The sequence below is a fragment of the Sediminicola sp. YIK13 genome (genome assembly GCF_001430825.1).
Classification (GTDB): domain Bacteria; phylum Bacteroidota; class Bacteroidia; order Flavobacteriales; family Flavobacteriaceae; genus Sediminicola.
Window position 1 is genome coordinate 2615665 of the sequence record NZ_CP010535.1, and the last position, 17117, is coordinate 2632781.

Annotated in this window: 16 protein-coding genes; 7 read left to right on the forward strand and 9 right to left on the reverse strand. The window is 40.5% G+C overall.

Annotated elements, in window-relative coordinates:
- Positions 1-96 precede the first annotated feature (96 nt).
- From SB49_RS11665 to trhO, 4 genes are all read right to left on the reverse strand, one after another.
- Complete coding sequence (locus tag SB49_RS11665) at positions 97-2427, reverse strand: penicillin-binding protein 1A (RefSeq protein WP_062056789.1); 2331 nt, start codon at positions 2425-2427, stop codon at positions 97-99.
- Positions 2427-2909, reverse strand: a complete 483-nt coding sequence (locus SB49_RS11670; RefSeq protein ID WP_062056791.1) for a gliding motility lipoprotein GldH — start codon at positions 2907-2909, stop codon at positions 2427-2429. Before SB49_RS11670 ends, SB49_RS11665 begins: the two co-directional genes overlap by 1 nt.
- Complete coding sequence (locus tag SB49_RS11675; RefSeq protein WP_062056793.1) at positions 2902-4086, reverse strand: PSP1 domain-containing protein; 1185 nt, start codon at positions 4084-4086, stop codon at positions 2902-2904. Before SB49_RS11675 ends, SB49_RS11670 begins: the two co-directional genes overlap by 8 nt.
- A 235-nt stretch (positions 4087-4321) precedes the next feature.
- The gene (trhO, locus tag SB49_RS11680) at positions 4322-5353 is read right to left on the reverse strand and encodes an oxygen-dependent tRNA uridine(34) hydroxylase TrhO (protein ID WP_062056795.1); all 1032 of its coding nucleotides are present in this window, start codon (positions 5351-5353) and stop codon (positions 4322-4324) included.
- Between the two features lie 307 nt (positions 5354-5660).
- Here trhO and recA point away from each other — a divergent pair, with 307 nt between their 5' ends.
- The 4 genes from recA to SB49_RS11700 all read left to right on the forward strand — a co-directional run bounded on the left by recA (position 5661) and on the right by SB49_RS11700 (position 9256).
- Positions 5661-6668 (forward strand): recombinase RecA, encoded by a 1008-nt coding sequence (gene recA, locus SB49_RS11685; RefSeq protein WP_062056797.1) that lies wholly within the window; start codon positions 5661-5663, stop codon positions 6666-6668.
- A gap of 88 nt (positions 6669-6756) precedes the next feature.
- On the forward strand, positions 6757-7179 hold the full coding sequence (locus SB49_RS11690) for a hypothetical protein (protein WP_062056799.1): 423 nt from the start codon (positions 6757-6759) through the stop codon (positions 7177-7179).
- A 37-nt stretch (positions 7180-7216) separates the two neighbouring features.
- Positions 7217-7750 carry an RNA polymerase sigma factor gene (locus SB49_RS11695; RefSeq protein ID WP_062056801.1) on the forward strand — a complete coding sequence of 178 codons (534 nt, stop codon included), beginning with the start codon at positions 7217-7219 and terminating at the stop codon, positions 7748-7750.
- A gap of 18 nt (positions 7751-7768) precedes the next feature.
- Complete coding sequence (locus SB49_RS11700) at positions 7769-9256, forward strand: outer membrane beta-barrel protein (RefSeq protein WP_062056803.1); 1488 nt, start codon at positions 7769-7771, stop codon at positions 9254-9256.
- A 70-nt stretch (positions 9257-9326) separates the two neighbouring features.
- On the opposite strand, the gene SB49_RS11705 is transcribed toward SB49_RS11700, so the two are convergent.
- Entirely contained in the window at positions 9327-10085 is a 759-nt protein-coding gene (locus SB49_RS11705; protein ID WP_062056805.1) for a lysophospholipid acyltransferase family protein, read from the reverse strand.
- Positions 10086-10157: 72 nt separating this feature from the next.
- Here SB49_RS11705 and trpS point away from each other — a divergent pair, with 72 nt between their 5' ends.
- Positions 10158-11126 carry a tryptophan--tRNA ligase gene (gene trpS, locus SB49_RS11710; RefSeq protein ID WP_062056807.1) on the forward strand — a complete coding sequence of 323 codons (969 nt, stop codon included), beginning with the start codon at positions 10158-10160 and terminating at the stop codon, positions 11124-11126.
- A 275-nt stretch (positions 11127-11401) separates the two neighbouring features.
- Here the strand turns inward: trpS and dprA are convergent, their stop codons facing one another.
- Positions 11402-12505: a DNA-processing protein DprA gene (dprA, locus tag SB49_RS11715; protein WP_062056809.1), complete on the reverse strand. Its 1104-nt coding sequence runs from the start codon at positions 12503-12505 to the stop codon at positions 11402-11404.
- Positions 12506-12609: 104 nt separating this feature from the next.
- On the opposite strand from dprA, the gene SB49_RS11720 reads away from it, so the two are divergent.
- Positions 12610-13554, forward strand: a complete 945-nt coding sequence (locus SB49_RS11720; protein ID WP_062056811.1) for an SPOR domain-containing protein — start codon at positions 12610-12612, stop codon at positions 13552-13554.
- A 57-nt stretch (positions 13555-13611) separates the two neighbouring features.
- Positions 13612-14127 (forward strand): acyl-CoA thioesterase, encoded by a 516-nt coding sequence (locus SB49_RS11725; RefSeq protein WP_062059143.1) that lies wholly within the window; start codon positions 13612-13614, stop codon positions 14125-14127.
- Positions 14128-14160: 33 nt separating this feature from the next.
- Here the strand turns inward: SB49_RS11725 and SB49_RS11730 are convergent, their stop codons facing one another.
- Genes SB49_RS11730 through SB49_RS11740 form a run of 3 tightly spaced genes read right to left on the reverse strand, consistent with a single transcriptional unit; the run spans position 14161 to position 17103 of the window.
- Complete coding sequence (locus tag SB49_RS11730; RefSeq protein WP_062056813.1) at positions 14161-15390, reverse strand: murein hydrolase activator EnvC family protein; 1230 nt, start codon at positions 15388-15390, stop codon at positions 14161-14163.
- A 1-nt stretch (position 15391) separates the two neighbouring features.
- Complete coding sequence (locus SB49_RS11735; protein WP_062059146.1) at positions 15392-16171, reverse strand: DUF4292 domain-containing protein; 780 nt, start codon at positions 16169-16171, stop codon at positions 15392-15394.
- An 11-nt stretch (positions 16172-16182) separates the two neighbouring features.
- Complete coding sequence (locus SB49_RS11740) at positions 16183-17103, reverse strand: tetratricopeptide repeat protein (protein WP_062056815.1); 921 nt, start codon at positions 17101-17103, stop codon at positions 16183-16185.
- Positions 17104-17117: the final 14 nt, after the last annotated feature.

Here is a 17117-nt window from a genome sequence, read left to right on the forward strand (position 1 = left end):
ATAGGTAATTTACAAAAAACATCCCTAAGACGTAACGTAAATGTGCATTAGGTTTGGCCGTGGATATGAAATTGGGATACTTCTAGAATTAGTAGGCTAGAAGTCCAGATCATCCAGATCATCAGTAGGTTTTTTCGGTCCAGGAGCCGCTTCATCAATTTTGTTACAATCCACATTGATGCTCAATTCCTCTGGCTTTTCAAATTCTTTCAATGATATTCCCAAATCTTTATCGGAGTAATTTTTCTTCATATAAAGCCCCCAAATAGGAAGTGCCATAGAAGCTCCTTGCCCATATAGAATACTTTTAAAATGGGTGGCCCGTTCTTCTCCCCCAACCCATACTCCGGTCACCAAATTAGGGACCATCCCCATAAACCAACCATCACTCTGGTTTTGTGTGGTTCCCGTTTTACCGGCTATTGGGTTTTTAAATTCATAAGGATATCCAGTAATCACTTCTTTATAGACCGACTGGTCTTTTGCTCCAGTAGTTCTTAAGCGCGTCCCAGAGCCCCCTTGTGTAACGCCTTCCATTAAATTCACCATGGCATAGGCCACATCCTTGCTTAATACGTCCCTAGTTTCAGGAATATATTCATAAAGCACGGTTCCGTTTTTATCTTCTATTCTGGTGAGCATTACGGGCTTCACATAAACCCCTTGGTTTGCGAAGGTACCATAGGCTCCTACCATTTCATACACATTGATATCGGGTGTTCCCAAGGCAATGGATGGCACTTCTGGAATATTGGAGGTGATTCCTAAATTCTTTGCAATGGTCACCACAGATTTTGGGCCTATACGGTCCATCAATTGGGCCGTAATGGTATTTACGGAATTGGCCAGTGCGTATTTAAGGGTCATATTCTCCCCGGAATATTTGCCATTTGAATTGGAAGGACACCACGCTTCCATATTGCCATGTTTGTGTGCTTCGATACAATATTGGATATCTGATAGCACATCACAAGGAGATAAACGCAACTGGTCTATGGCTGCGGCATAAACGATAGGCTTAAAGGTAGAACCAACCTGACGGGCACCCTGTATCACGTTATCGTACTGAAAATGCTTATAATTTAAACCTCCTACCCAGGCCTTTACATGTCCTGTTTGCGGTTCCATGGACATCATAGCAGTTCTTAAAAAGGATTTATAGTACCGGATGGAATCCAATGGGGTAAGTGTCGTATCTTTTTCTTTGGTGGGACTGTTCCAGTCAAAAACGGTCATTTCCGTAGGCACCTTGAAAGAAGCTCTAATCTCCTTTTCGGATTTCCCCTCATTCCTCATGATCCTCCATCTATCCGAGGATTTTAAGGCCCTTTCCATAATGGTATTAACCTCTTCGGGCGTAATATCCAAGAAAGGAGCGGTTTTATTTCTATCAGGGGTATTCTGGTGAAAGAATTCTGCCTGAAGCTTTTTCATATGCTCCTGTACAGCCTCTTCAGCATTTTGTTGCATACGGGAATCAATGGTCGTATAGACCTTTAGGCCATCCAGGTAAATATTGTATTTTTCACCGTCAGGTTTAGGGTTATCCCTTACCCATTTGTTCATAAAGCCTTGAATGTACATCCTGAAGTAGGTTGCCAGTCCTTCCCGATGTGATTCTGGGTTGAAATTGATATCCATTTTTGTGGCCTGCAAAGAATCGCTCACCTCTTCCGTGATATAGTCGTATTTGGCCATCTGCTCCAATACGGTATTTCTCCTGTTGAAGACCAATTCTTCCCTACGAATAGGATTGTAGAAAGAGGAGTTTTTCAACATGCCTACCAATACGGCAGATTCTTCAATTTTTAGGTCCTTGGGTTCTTTGCCAAAATAGATTTTAGAGGCAGAAAGGATACCATCTGCATTATAATTGAAATCATAGATATTCATGTACATGGCTATGATTTCTTCCTTGGTATACTGCCGTTCCAATCGAATGGCAATAACCCACTCTTTTATTTTTTGGGTAATGGTTTCAAAAAGGTTTTTGGAACGTACCCCAACAAACAACTGCCTTGCTAACTGTTGTGTAATTGTACTGGCACCACCCTTGGATCCCATATAGGCCACTGCCCTTAATGTTCCCCTGGCATCTATCCCTGAATGCTCATAATATCTGGCATCTTCCGTGGCGACCAAGGCATCCACCAAATTCTGTGGCAAATCTGAATAAACAATGGGTGTCCGGTTGTCATCCAAATACAATTTCCCCAATGTTTTTCCATCCGAGGAAATTATTTCGGTTGCCAAATTGGTCTGTGGGTTTTCCAAACGGTCAAAGGAGGGGAGTTCCCCGAAGACGCCCCAAGAGGCCAATAAAAATAGGAGTCCAACTGCCCCAATTCCAGAGGCAAATATGATCCAAAACCATTTGATGTACTTGTAAAAATTTGTGTTCTTTTTTTTCTTCGGAGCCGCTGCCATTACTTACTTTTTTCTATTTGAAAACCAACGTCTGTTATTCCTTTAAGATCCATGATCCCTTCCACACTGCCATTTTTTCTCATGGCATGTGAAATTTCTAAAGTATATTCGCCCTTCGTAGGAAAAACGACGTTTTCCTTATACCATAATTTATTCTCTTTGAGACTTCCGTGTCCCGTGCCGAGCCATTCCCCGTCCGGTTTGGACATCTCATATTCCAAAGTGTCCTTGATGGTCTCCCCAGTAGGAAAATTAAGTTCTGCGATCAAAAATAGATTGCTATAGGAATAGGTCTCGTCATTTCTGATATTGATAAAGATATTGTGTTTGGAGATGGTATCCTGTTCTGTAAACTTAAAGGATACGATATTGTCCTTGTTCCAATACCCATCGTTTGTAGCTTTATATTCCGAACGCACAGTATTGGTTTCACAGGAAGCCAGCACCATGAGTACAAGAATCGGCAAGATATTCTTAAGCATTGTTAGCGGGTCGTTTTTTGTTGTTTCTACGCTTGTTGTTTTGGTTTTTGCCTTTGTTTCTATTTCTTTTCTGCTTAGGCTTATCAAATCGGGTAAGGCTATCTTGTCCCACGACATTTTCGAAAACTTTTTCCTTTTCGACGCCTACCACTTCATTGTCTGCGGCATACTCCTCTAAGCTGGCGATTTTCTCGTTATTCTTATTTTTTTGAAGTATTTCATTGACCTGATCCTTGGTCAAAGCATGCCAGTTAGCGGGCTCATCCCTATAGGAAAACCACAGCATACTCTTAAAAATGTCTACTTTTTGACAAAAAGCGATCCCTTTTCCTGTAGAGATCCTAGTTTCTTGGGAAGGAAAGTCCTTTAAGGCATCTAGGTATACATCCAACTCATAGTTTAAGCAACACTTAAGCTTACCGCATTGACCTGCCAATTTCTGTGGATTAAGGGACAATTGCTGGTAGCGGGCTGCGGCGGTGCTGACGGACCTAAAATCTGTCAGCCATGTAGAACAGCATAGTTCCCGCCCACAAGACCCAATACCCCCAAGGCGTTGTGCCTCTTGTCGGTATCCAATTTGTCTCATTTCAATGCGTATGGAAAAGGCCTTGGCCATATCCTTTATCAACTGTCTAAAATCTACGCGCTCTTCAGCAGTATAGTAGAATGTTGCTTTGGATCCATCGCCTTGAAACTCCACATCGGAGATTTTCATCTGAAGATTGAGTGTAATAGCAATTTCACGGGCTCGTTTTTTGATTTCCTCTTCCCGGTCCCTGCATTTCTGCCAGATATCTATGTCTTTTTGTGATGCCTTACGGTAGATTTTTGGAAGATCTTTATCGTTGTAATCTTCTTTTTTCTTTTTCATCTGCACCTTTACCAATTCCCCGGTAAGGGTGACCATGCCAATATCATGCCCTGTTTTGGCCTGAGTGGCAATGATATCTCCTATAGAAAGTGTGATATTATCCGTATTCCTAAAAAATTCTTTCCTGCTGTTTTTAAAACGCACTTCCACACAATCAAACGGTTTTTGCCCGTTAGGAAGCGACATATTAGAAAGCCAATCAAAAACTGTCAGTTTATTACAACCATCGGTTCCACAAGTACCATTGTTCTTGCATCCACGCGGCTGTCCGTCTTTACCAGTTGAACAACTGCTACAACCCATATTTTATATATTGATTTAGTAATTAACCAAGGCTATTACTAAAAAAGGTTCATAAATAATTACTTAAATGTAAAGATAGTATAATTTGTGGCAGGAGCGAAATAAACCCTAGAATTGAGTACTCACCTCAACCTTAGCGGCATACTGCTCAAATTATTCATATTCCAAGTATAAAACATGCCGTGTTTGGCACATTTGAATTGCAAGAAATTACTACCACTAAGCTTCGGGGAGCCTATTTTTTGAATTTCAAGACCTCAGACCTTCCTTTTTTGAAAATTTTATTGCTGACTACTTTCCCTTTTCTACGTTCTTTTTGCTCTTCGAAAGGAAGCGCGTGAATTTCTTTGCAATCGTCCGAACAACAATTGTCCATGTTTTTGGCGCATTCCTCACATTGAATAAACAACAAGTGACAGGCCTCATTGGCACAGTTGACATGGGTGTCACAAGGATTGCCACATTGATGGCAATTGGCGATCACATCATCCGAAATACGTTCTCCCCTGCGATGGTCAAATACAAAGTTTTTTCCCAGAAATTTATTCTCCAGGTTTTTGTCTCCAACCTGCCTTGTATATTCGATGATTCCCCCTTCAAGTTGGTACACTTGCTTGAATCCTTTGTGCTTATAATACGCACTTGCCTTTTCACAGCGAATACCCCCAGTGCAGTACATCACCAACTTTTTGTCCTCCTTATGGTCTGCCAAATCCTTTTCAATAATATCCAAGGAATCCCTAAAGGTGTCAACATCTGGAGTAATTGCATTTTTAAAATGCCCTATCTCACTTTCATAATGGTTTCGCATGTCCACCAAAACGGTATCGGGGTCTTCAATCAACTGATTGAACATTTCCGCATCCACATGCACCCCTTTATTGGTCACATCAAAAGTGCCTTCATTCAAGCCGTCGGCCACAATTTGATTCCGCACCTTCACCTTTAATTTTAAAAAGGATTTATTGTCGTGCTCAATGGCAATATTTAGCCGCACATTTTCTAAAAAGGTAATGGTATCTAAATGGTTCTTAAAGGCTTCGAAGTTTTCTGCGGGCACGGACAATTGGGCGTTGATTCCCTCTTTGGCAACATAGATCCTGCCCAATACCCCCAAGGCATCCCAGTTGATAAACAGGTGGTTCCTAAAAATTTCGGGGTTCCCAATATGCGCATACTTATAGAAAGAAATGGTAAGCCGGTCTTTCCCAGCCTCCTCAATAAGAATTTCCCTTTCTTTTGCGCTTAATGTATTGTACAGTTGCATGCTATACCAATATTTAAGTTAAAGAATAGTCCCGAAATACTCGGGAAAGTGCAAAAATAGGCATTCTAATTTTTAGAACAAATAAAAAGGGCCCCGGATACTTCCTGGGCCCTTTTATAGTCAACCACTGACTGTGTTTTCTCTTTCAATAGACTTTTCAAGAGGTCGACTTATATGGCCCGAACATAAAATAGGGACCATTAAATTGAGTTAGTTCCTATAAGGATGCAGCTTTTCCAAAAAGGTTGCTTCTCCATTGTAATATGAAAAAAGAAATGGTAATTTAGCGCTCCTAATAAAAAGACACATGAGCACTGAAAAAGACGCGAAATTAAAAGCACTAAAACTTACACTGGATAAGCTGGACAAGACCTATGGAAAAGGGGCTGTGATGAAGATGGGAGACAGTGTTGTCCAAGATGTGGAAGTCATTCCTTCCGGTTCTTTAGGTTTGGATATCGCTTTGGGTGTGGGCGGTTACCCAAGAGGTAGGGTCATTGAAATATATGGTCCGGAATCTTCAGGTAAGACCACGTTGACCCTTCACGCAATGGCAGAAGCTCAAAAATTGGGAGGTATTGCTGCCTTTATTGATGCAGAGCATGCTTTTGACCGTTTTTATGCACAAAAATTAGGGGTAGATATAGACAACCTTATTATATCCCAACCCGATCATGGGGAGCAGGCCCTAGAAATTGCGGACAACCTGATCCGTTCTGGAGCTATTGATATTGTCGTTATAGATTCTGTTGCGGCACTTACTCCCAAAAGTGAAATAGAAGGAGAAATGGGCGACTCAAAAATGGGTCTTCACGCGAGGTTGATGTCACAGGCTCTTCGTAAACTGACAGGATCAATTAGTAAAACAAAGTGTACGGTTATCTTTATTAACCAGTTAAGGGAAAAAATAGGGGTCATGTTCGGTAATCCCGAAACAACCACAGGTGGAAATGCTCTAAAATTTTATGCTTCTGTTCGTTTGGACATTAGAAGGTCTACCCAAATAAAGGATACAGATGGTGATGTTCAAGGGAACAAGACCAGGGTGAAAGTAGTTAAGAACAAAGTTGCACCTCCTTTTAGAACCACTGAATTCGACATCATGTATGGCGAAGGAATTTCCAAGGTTGGAGAAATAGTGGATCTGGGTGTAGAATATGAAATAGTAAAGAAAAGCGGCTCTTGGTTCAGTTATGGGGACACCAAACTTGGACAGGGAAGGGATGCTGTTAAAAATCTCCTGAACGACAATCCAGAATTACTGGAAGAACTGGAAGGCAAGATTACTGAGGCCATCAAGGCAGTTAAAAAATAATACAGAATCCCGATTTAATCGGGATTTTGTCGTTTTATACGCAACCTTTGTAGTACCCCCCCATCTTCGGTTAAAACAATAGTATATTATGACACGGGCATTGTGCTTTTTTTTAATCGTTTTAACCACCATCACTTTCAGTTCATGTGACGTTGACGATAATTCTGACTTTTATTATGTTTCCCTCCCTATTGAGAGTGTAGAACTGCCAGAATCTTTTGAGGTCAATAAGACCTATCAAATTAACGTTACCTATAAGCGTCCTAATGACTGTACTTTTTTTGAGGGCTTCGATGTGGCTAAACTGGACACAACCGTGAGGGACGTTGTAGTAGTGGGATCTACATTTTCTGGTGATGGCAACTGTGCAGAAATTTCGGAAGAAATAAACGTATCATTTAATTTTTTGGTACTTTACACTGACACTTACGTCTTTAGGTTTTGGACTGGTGAAAATGAAAATGGTGAATCGGAATATTTGGAAATAGAAGTTCCAGTAACCACAGAATAAAAAAGGAATGTAAAACACAAACAATCCAACCCGCACTTTGAGTTTAAAAGAGCTCGTACATAATTGCAAAAAAGGCAATAGAATAGCGCAGGAGCAACTGTATAAACAGTATGCTGGAAAATTATTTGGGGTTTGTTTAAAATATTCACGAAATAAAACCGAGGCGGAAGACAACTTGCACGACAGTTTCATAACCATTTTTCAGAAAATTGACCAATACAAATTTAAAGGCTCATTTGAAGGTTGGTTAAAAAGGATTACGGTAAATACCGTGCTACAAAAATACAGGAAGGAAGAATATTTATCTGTGATAACGGATAATACTGAAGAGGAAGTGACAATAGAGACCGGGTATGTGGAAGTGGAACTCCCTGTTCTACTCAAATACATACAGGAATTGCCAAATAAATACCGATTGACCTTCAACCTTTATGTTTTGGACGGTTTCAGTCATAAGGAAATTGCAGCATTATTAGGTACCTCAGTAGGTACCTCCAAATCCAATTTGGCAAGGGCACGTATGATCTTGAAAGAAAAAATTGAAAAAGAAATAATAAATATCGCTTTATAAGCAACAGCATACATACTGATGAAAAAGAATTTGGACAACTTGTTTCAAGAGAAACTCAACGATATACATGAACTGCCAAACGAGAATGTTTGGAAGTCCATTGAGGCCTCTTTGGACAAAAACAAAAAATCGAGACGCGTACTGCCACTTTGGTGGACCTTGGGAGGTGTAGCCGCTTTACTGGCAATTCTCTTTTATGTGGCTCAACCCGGTACTACTGATTTAAACAGCAATTCCATTATAACGGATACTGAGAAGAAGATTCTAGCAACTCCAGTTGGTAGTGTTGAAAATAAAAGGGATATGGAGTCCCAAGAGGAAGCCTTAACCGCTAGTGAAGCACCTGAAAAAGATCAGAATACTGCGAATTCAGGCAATCTAGAGACCAGACAACAAGAAAATTCCTGGGCCGCTTCGTCCTCTAACCCGAAAGCCCCTTCAAAATTGAATGGGAGTGCATCTTCTAATATTACTAACCCTGCCAAAGAAAACAATAAAGGAGTAACTATCGCCTCCTCAAATCCAAAAGAACCTTCCAATGCACTTGGGCAGAAGAAAAAAAACAATTCGATTTTAGCAATCAGTGACACTCAAAAGGAAAATATTTCTCCTGACTATCTTTTGAAGATGGATGCAAAGAAAAATACAATGGATCCTAATTTTTTAAGTTCGCAAGCCACCAAAATAGCAAATCAAGAACCTAAAACTCCAATTGCCAAAAAGTCGATCTATGACGAAATAAATACACAGGAAAAAGAGAATATTATTGCGGATACCGAATCAAAGAAATGGTCTTTGGAACCAAGTGTAGCGCCAGTATATTTTAATGGTTTTGGATCGGGTTCCCCTATTCATCCTGAATTTTCATCCAACTCAAAATCAGGAAATGTCAATTTGAGTTACGGGGTCTTTGTATCCTATGAGGTGAGCAAAAAATTAAGTGTGCGCTCAGGGGTACATAAGGTTGACTATGGTTACAACACCAACGATGTTAATTTCACTTCCTCCTTTGCCACCACTGGCAAAAGCAGTTTGGCCAACATAGATTATGCGGACAATGCCAACAATTTGATTGTAGTAAGCACTAACAATGTCAAACCTTCTGCCAACATTCAAGGGGAAGTTTCGGGTAAAACTCCATCAAAAAACGGTAGCATGATTCAACAGTTCGGGTATTTGGAGATTCCATTGGAACTTAATTATGCCCTGTTGGACAAAGATTTCGGCATCAGCCTTGTAGGGGGCTTTAGCTCTTTATTTTTAACCAATAATGCCGTGCTTCTAGAAGCGGATGGCCTAAATACAGAAATTGGCGAAGCAAATAATATAAACGACATCAATTTTAGTTCCAATATTGGGTTTGGCCTAAATTATAAGTTTACGCCCAAAATAAAATTGAATATTGAGCCGGTATTTAAATATCAGCTGAACACTTTTTCCAATTCGGCCGGAGATTTCAAACCTTTTTCTGTAGGGATATATAGTGGCTTCAACTTTAAATTCTAATGAATTTAGATCGTTTTATTCATACAGCGATATGAACAAAAAACCCCAAGAACGATTGTTCTTGGGGTTTTTATTTGCATTTCTTTTTGTCCAAATCCTTTTCGAGATCGGCCAAGATAACAGCCCTTACTTCATCGCGTAGCTTTTTTTTATCAACCTCTCCTAATTCTTTGGTTTCAATAAACCTATGTACTTTCCCTCTGGTCCTGCCAGGTCCTCCGCTAAAAAATGTAAAAGAAAAACGGTCTTTATTATCATAAAAGGTGATAGGCACTACTGGAATATTATGGGCTATGGCCATTTTAAATGCCCCGTCCTTAAAAGAATCCAATAGGACATGCTCCTCAGGCACTCCGCCTTCGGGAAATATACAAATGCTAAGCCCTTGGTTCAATCTTTTTTGAGCTCTTCTATATACCCCAGTCCTGCTACGCGCATCTTCTCTGTCTACCATGATACAAACTCTTTTATAAAAGAATCCGAACAAGGGGATGTTTACCAATTCCTTTTTTCCAACAAACACAAAGGGGGTGCTACTTACCCTGAGCATCATCATAATATCTAGCATACTGGTATGGTTGGCCACCAACATTAAGCTCTTTCCGCGCTCCAATTTTTCATCATAACATATTCTGGGGACACATCCCATACCATATAAAATGGTATTCGCCCAAATATTACGGGCCATCCAAAAAAATTGGGGATACCATTTTTCCGAAAGGGAAAAAAATATCAAAAAAGGGAAAAAGATAAGGATAGGCAAGGCCACCAAAATATAGAACCAAATGCGGTATAAAATATGACCAAATTTTCTCAGAATTGAAAGCATGAAATCAAAAGTAACAATTTGAATTGTGTTTTAGTATTTATTTTACCTTTGCGGTTCTTTGAAACAAAGCAAATGTCAAGAATTTTAACGGGTATACAAAGTACGGGAACCCCGCACTTAGGGAATATTTTAGGAGCTATAATGCCAGCCATAAAAATGGCACAGGACCCAAAAAACGATTCATTTTTATTTATTGCGGATATGCATTCGCTGACGCAAATAAAAGATGGAAAAACCTTAAGGCACAATACCTACGCTACTGCCGCGACCTGGTTGGCCTTTGGTCTGGATATTGACAAAACTGTATTTTACAGACAAAGTGATATTCCACAGGTGACCGAATTGAGCTGGTACCTAAGCTGTTTTTTTCCTTACCAACGTCTGACCCTTGCACATTCTTTTAAGGATAAGGCCGACCGATTAGAGGATATAAATGCTGGTCTTTTTACTTATCCCATGTTAATGGCAGCGGATATTTTACTGTACGATGCTAACATTGTCCCTGTGGGCAAGGATCAATTACAACATATAGAGATGACCCGTGATGTAGCGTCACGTTTTCACGCCCAATTAGGGGAAACCTTTGTAATGCCCGAAGCCAAGGTACAGGAAGAAACAATGTATGTCCCCGGAACCGACGGTGCCAAGATGAGTAAGAGCAAGGGCAATCTAATTGATTTATTTCAAACCGATAAAAAATTACGCAAGCAGATCATGGGGATCCAAACAGATAGTACACCTATGGAAGACCCTAAAGATCCAGATACAGACAATGTTTTTGCCCTTTACAAAATATTGGCCTCTGCCGAGCAAGTGGCGGAAATGAGATCCAATTACATCAACGGCAATTATGGATACGGACATGCCAAACAGGCCTTGTACGAGGTTATAGTTGACAAATTTGGCGAGGCCCGTGAAAAGTTCGATTACTACATGAACCACTTGGAAGAAGTAGACGAAGCTTTATCTTTGGGGGCTGAAAAAGCAAAAATAGTGGCGGACGGTGTCTTGGCAAAAGTGAGAAATAAAGTAGGTTACTAGGAATAGTACGTATAAAACCAAAAAAAATAAAGATGCCCCATAAACCGACCAGCTGGTCGGTTTATGGGGCATCTCCTTTTCTATGAATAGTTTTTTTCAGGCGATATGTGATTTGAATTTATCGATCAAGTGTGATTTTGTGCCAAACCAAGTATATCCCTACCACTGTTACAGACCAGACAGTCTGTGATTCAAAAAACTAGAAGTGTACCCTGGTTCCATTTATTGGTCATTAAACCAATCTTTTGTATCAAAAGGCCGGGTGTTTTCAACACCTAAATAGCCTCGAACAATTTTCCTGGCAAAGGTCTTATAACCCCTTTCATTTCCATATTGAAAAGTGTTGCAGAAACTCTAAAAATTGGAATCTGGCATTCCAAGGCAATGTCATCCAGCACTTGTTTCCCTTCTTTCTGTAAATAAGAATGAATACTATGCTCCAGTTCATCCATCTGAACAAACAATTGCTTTTGCACCGATTTAGATGGCACGTCCTTTACTTCCCATCCAAGAAGATAGATCAGATCCGCAGCAGAAGTGAGCATATGTGCCTTTTGTTGTTTAATGAGGTTGTTACAGCCTATACTGTATTTATCCTGCACCCTCCCCGGTACTGCAAATACATCCCGATTATAACTGTGGGCAATATCCGCAGTGACGAGGCTCCCGCCCTTCTCGGCCGATTCAACCACAATAGTGGCCTCACTCAATCCGGCTATGATCCTATTACGCCTCAAAAAGTTTTCCCTTTCGGGACTGCTATTGCTCCAAAACTCGGTGTAAAACCCCCCATTTTGTTCTATTTCCGAAGTGAACCTACCATGTGATTTAGGATAAATTTGATTGAGACCATGTGCTAGACAACCTATGGTCTGAAGCCCATGCTTTATTGCTGCCCTATGGATACAAATATCCACCCCGTATGCAAATCCACTTACTATAATTGGATTTAATGGCGCTATTTCCTCTATAAAACGCTCACAAAAAGCAGTTCCATAACTGGTAATGTTCCTTGTTCCCACAACACTGATAATCTTTCTTTCCTGAAGTTGGATTGCACCTTTCTTGAATAGCAAGATAGGGCCATCTACGCAATGTTTAAGGTAGGTAGGATAATCTTCATCCTTGAAATAGGTATACGCAATGTTTTGGCTTTGGATGAACTCCAGTTCGGCAATTGCCGCTTCCAGATGTACTTTGTCTTGTAAATTCCGAAGGGCGTGGGTGCCAATACCATCGATTTTTAACAATTGGTGCGCCTTTTGACTGAAAACCTCGGCGGCACTTCCACAATGTGATATTAATTTTTTAGCAGTGACATCGCCAATATTCGGAATACTCTGAAGCCTTAAAACTGCAATCAATTCATCACTAGTCATTTGTGGTCGGTTCTAATTTTTCTAAAAATACAGAAAATAAAATGTTAATAAAAAGTTAGGTGATAGGTTTTGAAAAGGTTAAATTTATAACAATATTTGCCGTCATGGGAACTGAACAATACATAGCAGAGCTACTATATCGCTACAATTGCGTAATTATGCCCGGATTTGGAGGCTTTTTAACGCAGATGAAATCTGCCGTAATTCACAGTAATTCCCATTCCTTTTCCCCACCATCAAAAGTGATATCTTTTAACGGACAACTTTCTTCCAACGATGGATTATTGGTATCCTATATGGCGGAATCTGAGAAAATTTCCTATGAAGAAATGTTGCACCGCATTGAAAAAGAATCCAGTGCTTGGAAACAGACCTTAAAAGATGGCAAGCGTTTAACTTTGCCCAATGTTGGCGAGTTATGGGAAAACAAAGACCATAAAATACAATTTCAACCTTCCAACCAAGTGAATTACTTGACTACCTCATTTGGACTTTCCTCTTTTGTTACCGCCCCGGTGGTAAGAGAAACCTTAAAGGAAGAGGTGGTGGAAATGGAAGATAAAATTCCATTTATAATTACTCCTGAGGTTAGGCAGCAATCAAAAAGTTTTAGGCCTTATTTAAAATATGCAGCTGTAATTCTATTAGCTTTCGCCACTGGTCTCACTGGTATGCGTTTTTATAACAAAACCATAAATGACCAACAATTAGTTCAGGAAGAAGCCCAAGAGCAAGTAGCAAGAAATATACAGGAAGCCACATTTTTCAATACGGCTCCTTTAGAACTGCCCGCTTTAAATCTGGAGATCACTAAAAAAGACCAGGTTCACTACCATATTGTTGCAGGCGGCTTTAGGGCCAAAGAAAATGCCGATAAAAAGGTGTCCCAGTTAGCAGAAAAAGGATTTGAAGCCACCAATTTAGGAGTGAACAAACACGGTCTGCACCTTGTAGCCTACGGTACCTTCACCAATGTGGACGAAGCGTTACAGTACCTGAGACAGATAAAACGCACGGAATCCAGCGACGCCTGGTTGTTCCAAGAATAATCGTACTTCTTCTTTATGCGCCGCAATATAGGTGTATCTTTGCAAAAAAATTTAAGTATGCAGGCTAAGACTCCTAGTGATTCAAGGACTATTATGACCGATTTGGTACTCCCTAGCGAGACCAACCCACTAAACAATTTATTTGGAGGTGAACTTCTGGCCCGTATGGACAGAGCAGCGAGTATCGCCGCACGCAGACATAGCCGAAGAATTGTGGTAACCGCTTCTGTCAATCACGTTGCCTTTAACAGGGCTGTGCCTCTGGGTAGTGTAGTAACTGTGGAAGCCGCTGTTTCCAGGGCATTCTCAACTTCTATGGAGGTCTTTATAGATGTTTGGATGGAAGACCGCTTCAGTGGTGAACGCACCAAGGCCAATGAGGCAATTTATACGTTTGTTGCTGTGGATGATACCGGTATCCCAACCACAGTACCAAAGCTCAATGCTGAAACTGACCTTGAAAAGCAGCGTTTTGCTGCAGCTTTACGCAGAAAACAGCTAAGCCTTGTACTCGCAGGCAAAATGAAGCCTAAAGAAGCCACAGAGCTCCGTGCGCTGTTCATGGAAGAGTAGTATTGGGGTAATTGAAATTTTAGTTCCGGATTACTACAAGCGATAGATCCAGTCTTCCGGATTTAATCTATTGGCATCTTGATACAGATAGAACTTAAGCTGGGTCTGTCCATTGGACCGATTGGTATAAATCTCGCCCAGTTCTTCTTTTCGCGTGACCCTATCCCCCTTCTTAACGTACAGTTTGGATAGGTTATAATAGGTGCTGATGTAATTACCATGTTTGATCTGCACCCCCATATTTCCTCCTGGTACTGCCATTATACCAATAACCTCCCCTTCAAAAATGGAACGCGCTTTGGACCCTTCGTCCGTAGCGATGATGACACCATTGTTTTGGTGCTTTATGCCAGGATAGACCGCATCGTTATACACTCCAAATCCACGGCTGACAATTCCCCTCTCCACGGGCCAGTCCAATTTGCCCTTATTGGCCGAGAAATTATTGGCAACAATGGTTGCCTCAGGCGTTAAAACAAACTTACTGCTGTTAGTGCTCCCTCCAGCCTTTTTATTACTGGCAGCAATCGCACTGCGGATCAGCGCATCTATCTGCTGATCAATTTTTCGTGCTTCCTGCCTTTTCTTTTCAATGGCTGCGGTATACTTATTTTCGTTCTTGCGAATACTAGCTAAGAGAACCTGTTGGTCCGCCCGCTCTTTTTGCAACTCATTTTTGGCCACTAAATTCTCAGCAATCAATTGGTCCTTTACCTTACGCTGATCGGTGAGATCTCTGTTCAATTGGGTCAATTCGTCTGTTTTGACCACAATCTGTTCGCCCTGTTCTTTTCTATATTGGGTATATTGCTTTAGGTACTGCAATCTTTTAAAGGCCTGAAAGAAATTTTCAGAGGACAATAAAAACATCAGTCTGCTTTGCTGGGATTTGTTTTGATATGACTTTTGGATCATGGTGGCATAATCATCCTTGAGGGTTTCCAAATCATCCCTAAGCTTCGAGATATTTCTGATATTGGTGTTGATCTGTCTGTTAAGTAGATTGGATTGCTGGTTGGTCACATTGATCAACTGTTGGCGCACGTTTATTTTTTGTTCCAACGCCTCCATTTGCTCTAAAACATTGCCCTTTTCCTTTTTCTCGGCAAATAACAATCTATTGATGCTTTTGATTTCCTTTTGAAGCTGTTCCCGCTTAGCTTCCAGTGCCTTTTGCTCATTGGTTTGCGCTATTGCTCCGGTCCCAATAAAAAGAACTAAACACCAGGTGAGATATATACGAATCAAGCTTTTAACGTTCATATTACTTCAGTACTATCTCTTTAAAACCATTTGGTATTCTATATGGAAAGTTTACTGCTCTATTAAATTCCATATTCCGATATTCTATGGAAATAGTATTGGTGTGGTCCCCGTTAATGGCAAATATTCCAATTTCGTTAGGCAGCACACGTTTATCAATCTTTTGATAATTCTTATATTGTATCTCCAATATCCTTTTCTCTAAAGGCTGTGCCACCTGTTGGGCTGCCATTTTGAAATTCTTGGGCTCTATTTCGAACAAGGTCTTAAAAAGCTCCAACGATTTCCTGGGCTTTAACTGGTAGTTGTTTTCGCTGATAGAGGTATCATATTTCCCATCCTTTAAGTCAAATATCGCCTCCCCCAACAACATATTTTGTACCTTTTCAAAATTGAGTTCCACCCCTAACAAATTGCTGAGATATAAAAAGTCCCCATCGAAAAACTCATTGTCGAGTTTATTGTAAAAACTGACCCGCTCTGGGGTAATATAGGCCTTTACCACCCCTAATGGGGCACTGAACCATATGGCCTTATCCTTTTCCATACGCAGACTTACACTCACCCCTTGGGAAGATTCCCCATCGGAATAATCAATTTTCACCTTCCCGCTCAAGGTTTTAAAATTGAGCTGATTGTTATAGTGGTTTTTAATAATTGTTTTTGCGGACAAATTTGTATCCAAAGTGCCATCGGTTAACACCTTATTGGATTTACAGGAAAATACCAACAACGCAAAAAGGCTATAAGCCATCAATTTTGGTATCTTTAAAAAGCTCATTTTCATTCTATTTAGGACCCTGTTTTTATTTTACTAAGATACATATTTGCCTTTGAAGAATTTCCCAATGCTTTATAAGCGTTTGCCAATTCTTTGTGAAATTTATTTGCGAGTTCCTGATCATCCAACAGGTAATCCAATCCCTCTTCCATTATGGCAATTGCCTCTTTAAATTTGCTTAATTGATTCAATGCCAACCCCCTGGTGTAATAGAAATAAGGTTGCAGCGGAAATGACTCAAGGGCTTCTTTTGAAATATCTCCCACCTGGGCAAAATCCTTATTTTCTATCAATTGTGCAATTCGCTTTGTGTACAACGCTAAAGGGTTCTCTTCCTCTGCAGCAGGCTGTTCTACCTCCTCTTCCCCGGTACTGACGTTTCCCTCCCCTTTGGCATCGGCCAATTTCATCCTCAATTTGTCAATTGCAGTTGTCTTTTTTAGTCCTTCCAGTACAAACAGGGCATTGTCATAGTTTTGGTGATCATAATAGATCTGGGCCAGATTCTCTCTTAACGTCTGGTTATTGTAAGGTATAGCCGCCCTCACAGCATCAAAGGAATTCCCCTGCTTTTCTACTATCTCGACAAGGGTATGGAGGTACCAGAAATTTTCAGGAGCCTTGTTTATGGCCACCTGTACATAAGTCTGAGCATTGATATAATCCCTGTTCAAAACATAGCATTTAGCAAGCTCATGATCAATGACCGGATTATCTTCATCCATCTTCTTGCATTCTAAAAATAGATTGATGGCGCGATCATAGTTTTCGATTCCCTTTTGCTTTAAGGCTTCAAAAAACTTCTCTTGAAATTCATCTGAAACCGTTTCCAAGGTTACTTCTGCACTTTCTTCGGGTTCTTGGGCAATACCTTGCCCTACGGTCATAAAAACCGCTATAAGAAGCAATAGAAAACGCAGTCTTTTTTTCATAACCTATTTCCCTT

Excerpts from the sequence above, each read along its gene's own strand:
- SB49_RS11665 (WP_062056789.1), bottom strand. The coding sequence starts at position 2,427 with ATGGCAGCGGCTCCGAAGAAAAAAAAGAACACAAATTTTTACAAGTAC.
- SB49_RS11670 (WP_062056791.1), bottom strand. The coding sequence starts at position 2,909 with ATGCTTAAGAATATCTTGCCGATTCTTGTACTCATGGTGCTGGCTTCC.
- SB49_RS11675 (WP_062056793.1), bottom strand. The coding sequence starts at position 4,086 with ATGGGTTGTAGCAGTTGTTCAACTGGTAAAGACGGACAGCCGCGTGGA.
- trhO (WP_062056795.1), bottom strand. The coding sequence starts at position 5,353 with ATGCAACTGTACAATACATTAAGCGCAAAAGAAAGGGAAATTCTTATT.
- recA (WP_062056797.1), top strand. The coding sequence starts at position 5,661 with ATGAGCACTGAAAAAGACGCGAAATTAAAAGCACTAAAACTTACACTG.
- SB49_RS11690 (WP_062056799.1), top strand. The coding sequence starts at position 6,757 with ATGACACGGGCATTGTGCTTTTTTTTAATCGTTTTAACCACCATCACT.
- SB49_RS11700 (WP_062056803.1), top strand. The coding sequence starts at position 7,769 with ATGAAAAAGAATTTGGACAACTTGTTTCAAGAGAAACTCAACGATATA.
- SB49_RS11705 (WP_062056805.1), bottom strand. The coding sequence starts at position 10,085 with ATGCTTTCAATTCTGAGAAAATTTGGTCATATTTTATACCGCATTTGG.
- trpS (WP_062056807.1), top strand. The coding sequence starts at position 10,158 with ATGTCAAGAATTTTAACGGGTATACAAAGTACGGGAACCCCGCACTTA.
- dprA (WP_062056809.1), bottom strand. The coding sequence starts at position 12,505 with ATGACTAGTGATGAATTGATTGCAGTTTTAAGGCTTCAGAGTATTCCG.
- SB49_RS11720 (WP_062056811.1), top strand. The coding sequence starts at position 12,610 with ATGGGAACTGAACAATACATAGCAGAGCTACTATATCGCTACAATTGC.
- SB49_RS11725 (WP_062059143.1), top strand. The coding sequence starts at position 13,612 with ATGCAGGCTAAGACTCCTAGTGATTCAAGGACTATTATGACCGATTTG.
- SB49_RS11730 (WP_062056813.1), bottom strand. The coding sequence starts at position 15,390 with ATGAACGTTAAAAGCTTGATTCGTATATATCTCACCTGGTGTTTAGTT.
- SB49_RS11735 (WP_062059146.1), bottom strand. The coding sequence starts at position 16,171 with ATGAGCTTTTTAAAGATACCAAAATTGATGGCTTATAGCCTTTTTGCG.
- SB49_RS11740 (WP_062056815.1), bottom strand. The coding sequence starts at position 17,103 with ATGAAAAAAAGACTGCGTTTTCTATTGCTTCTTATAGCGGTTTTTATG.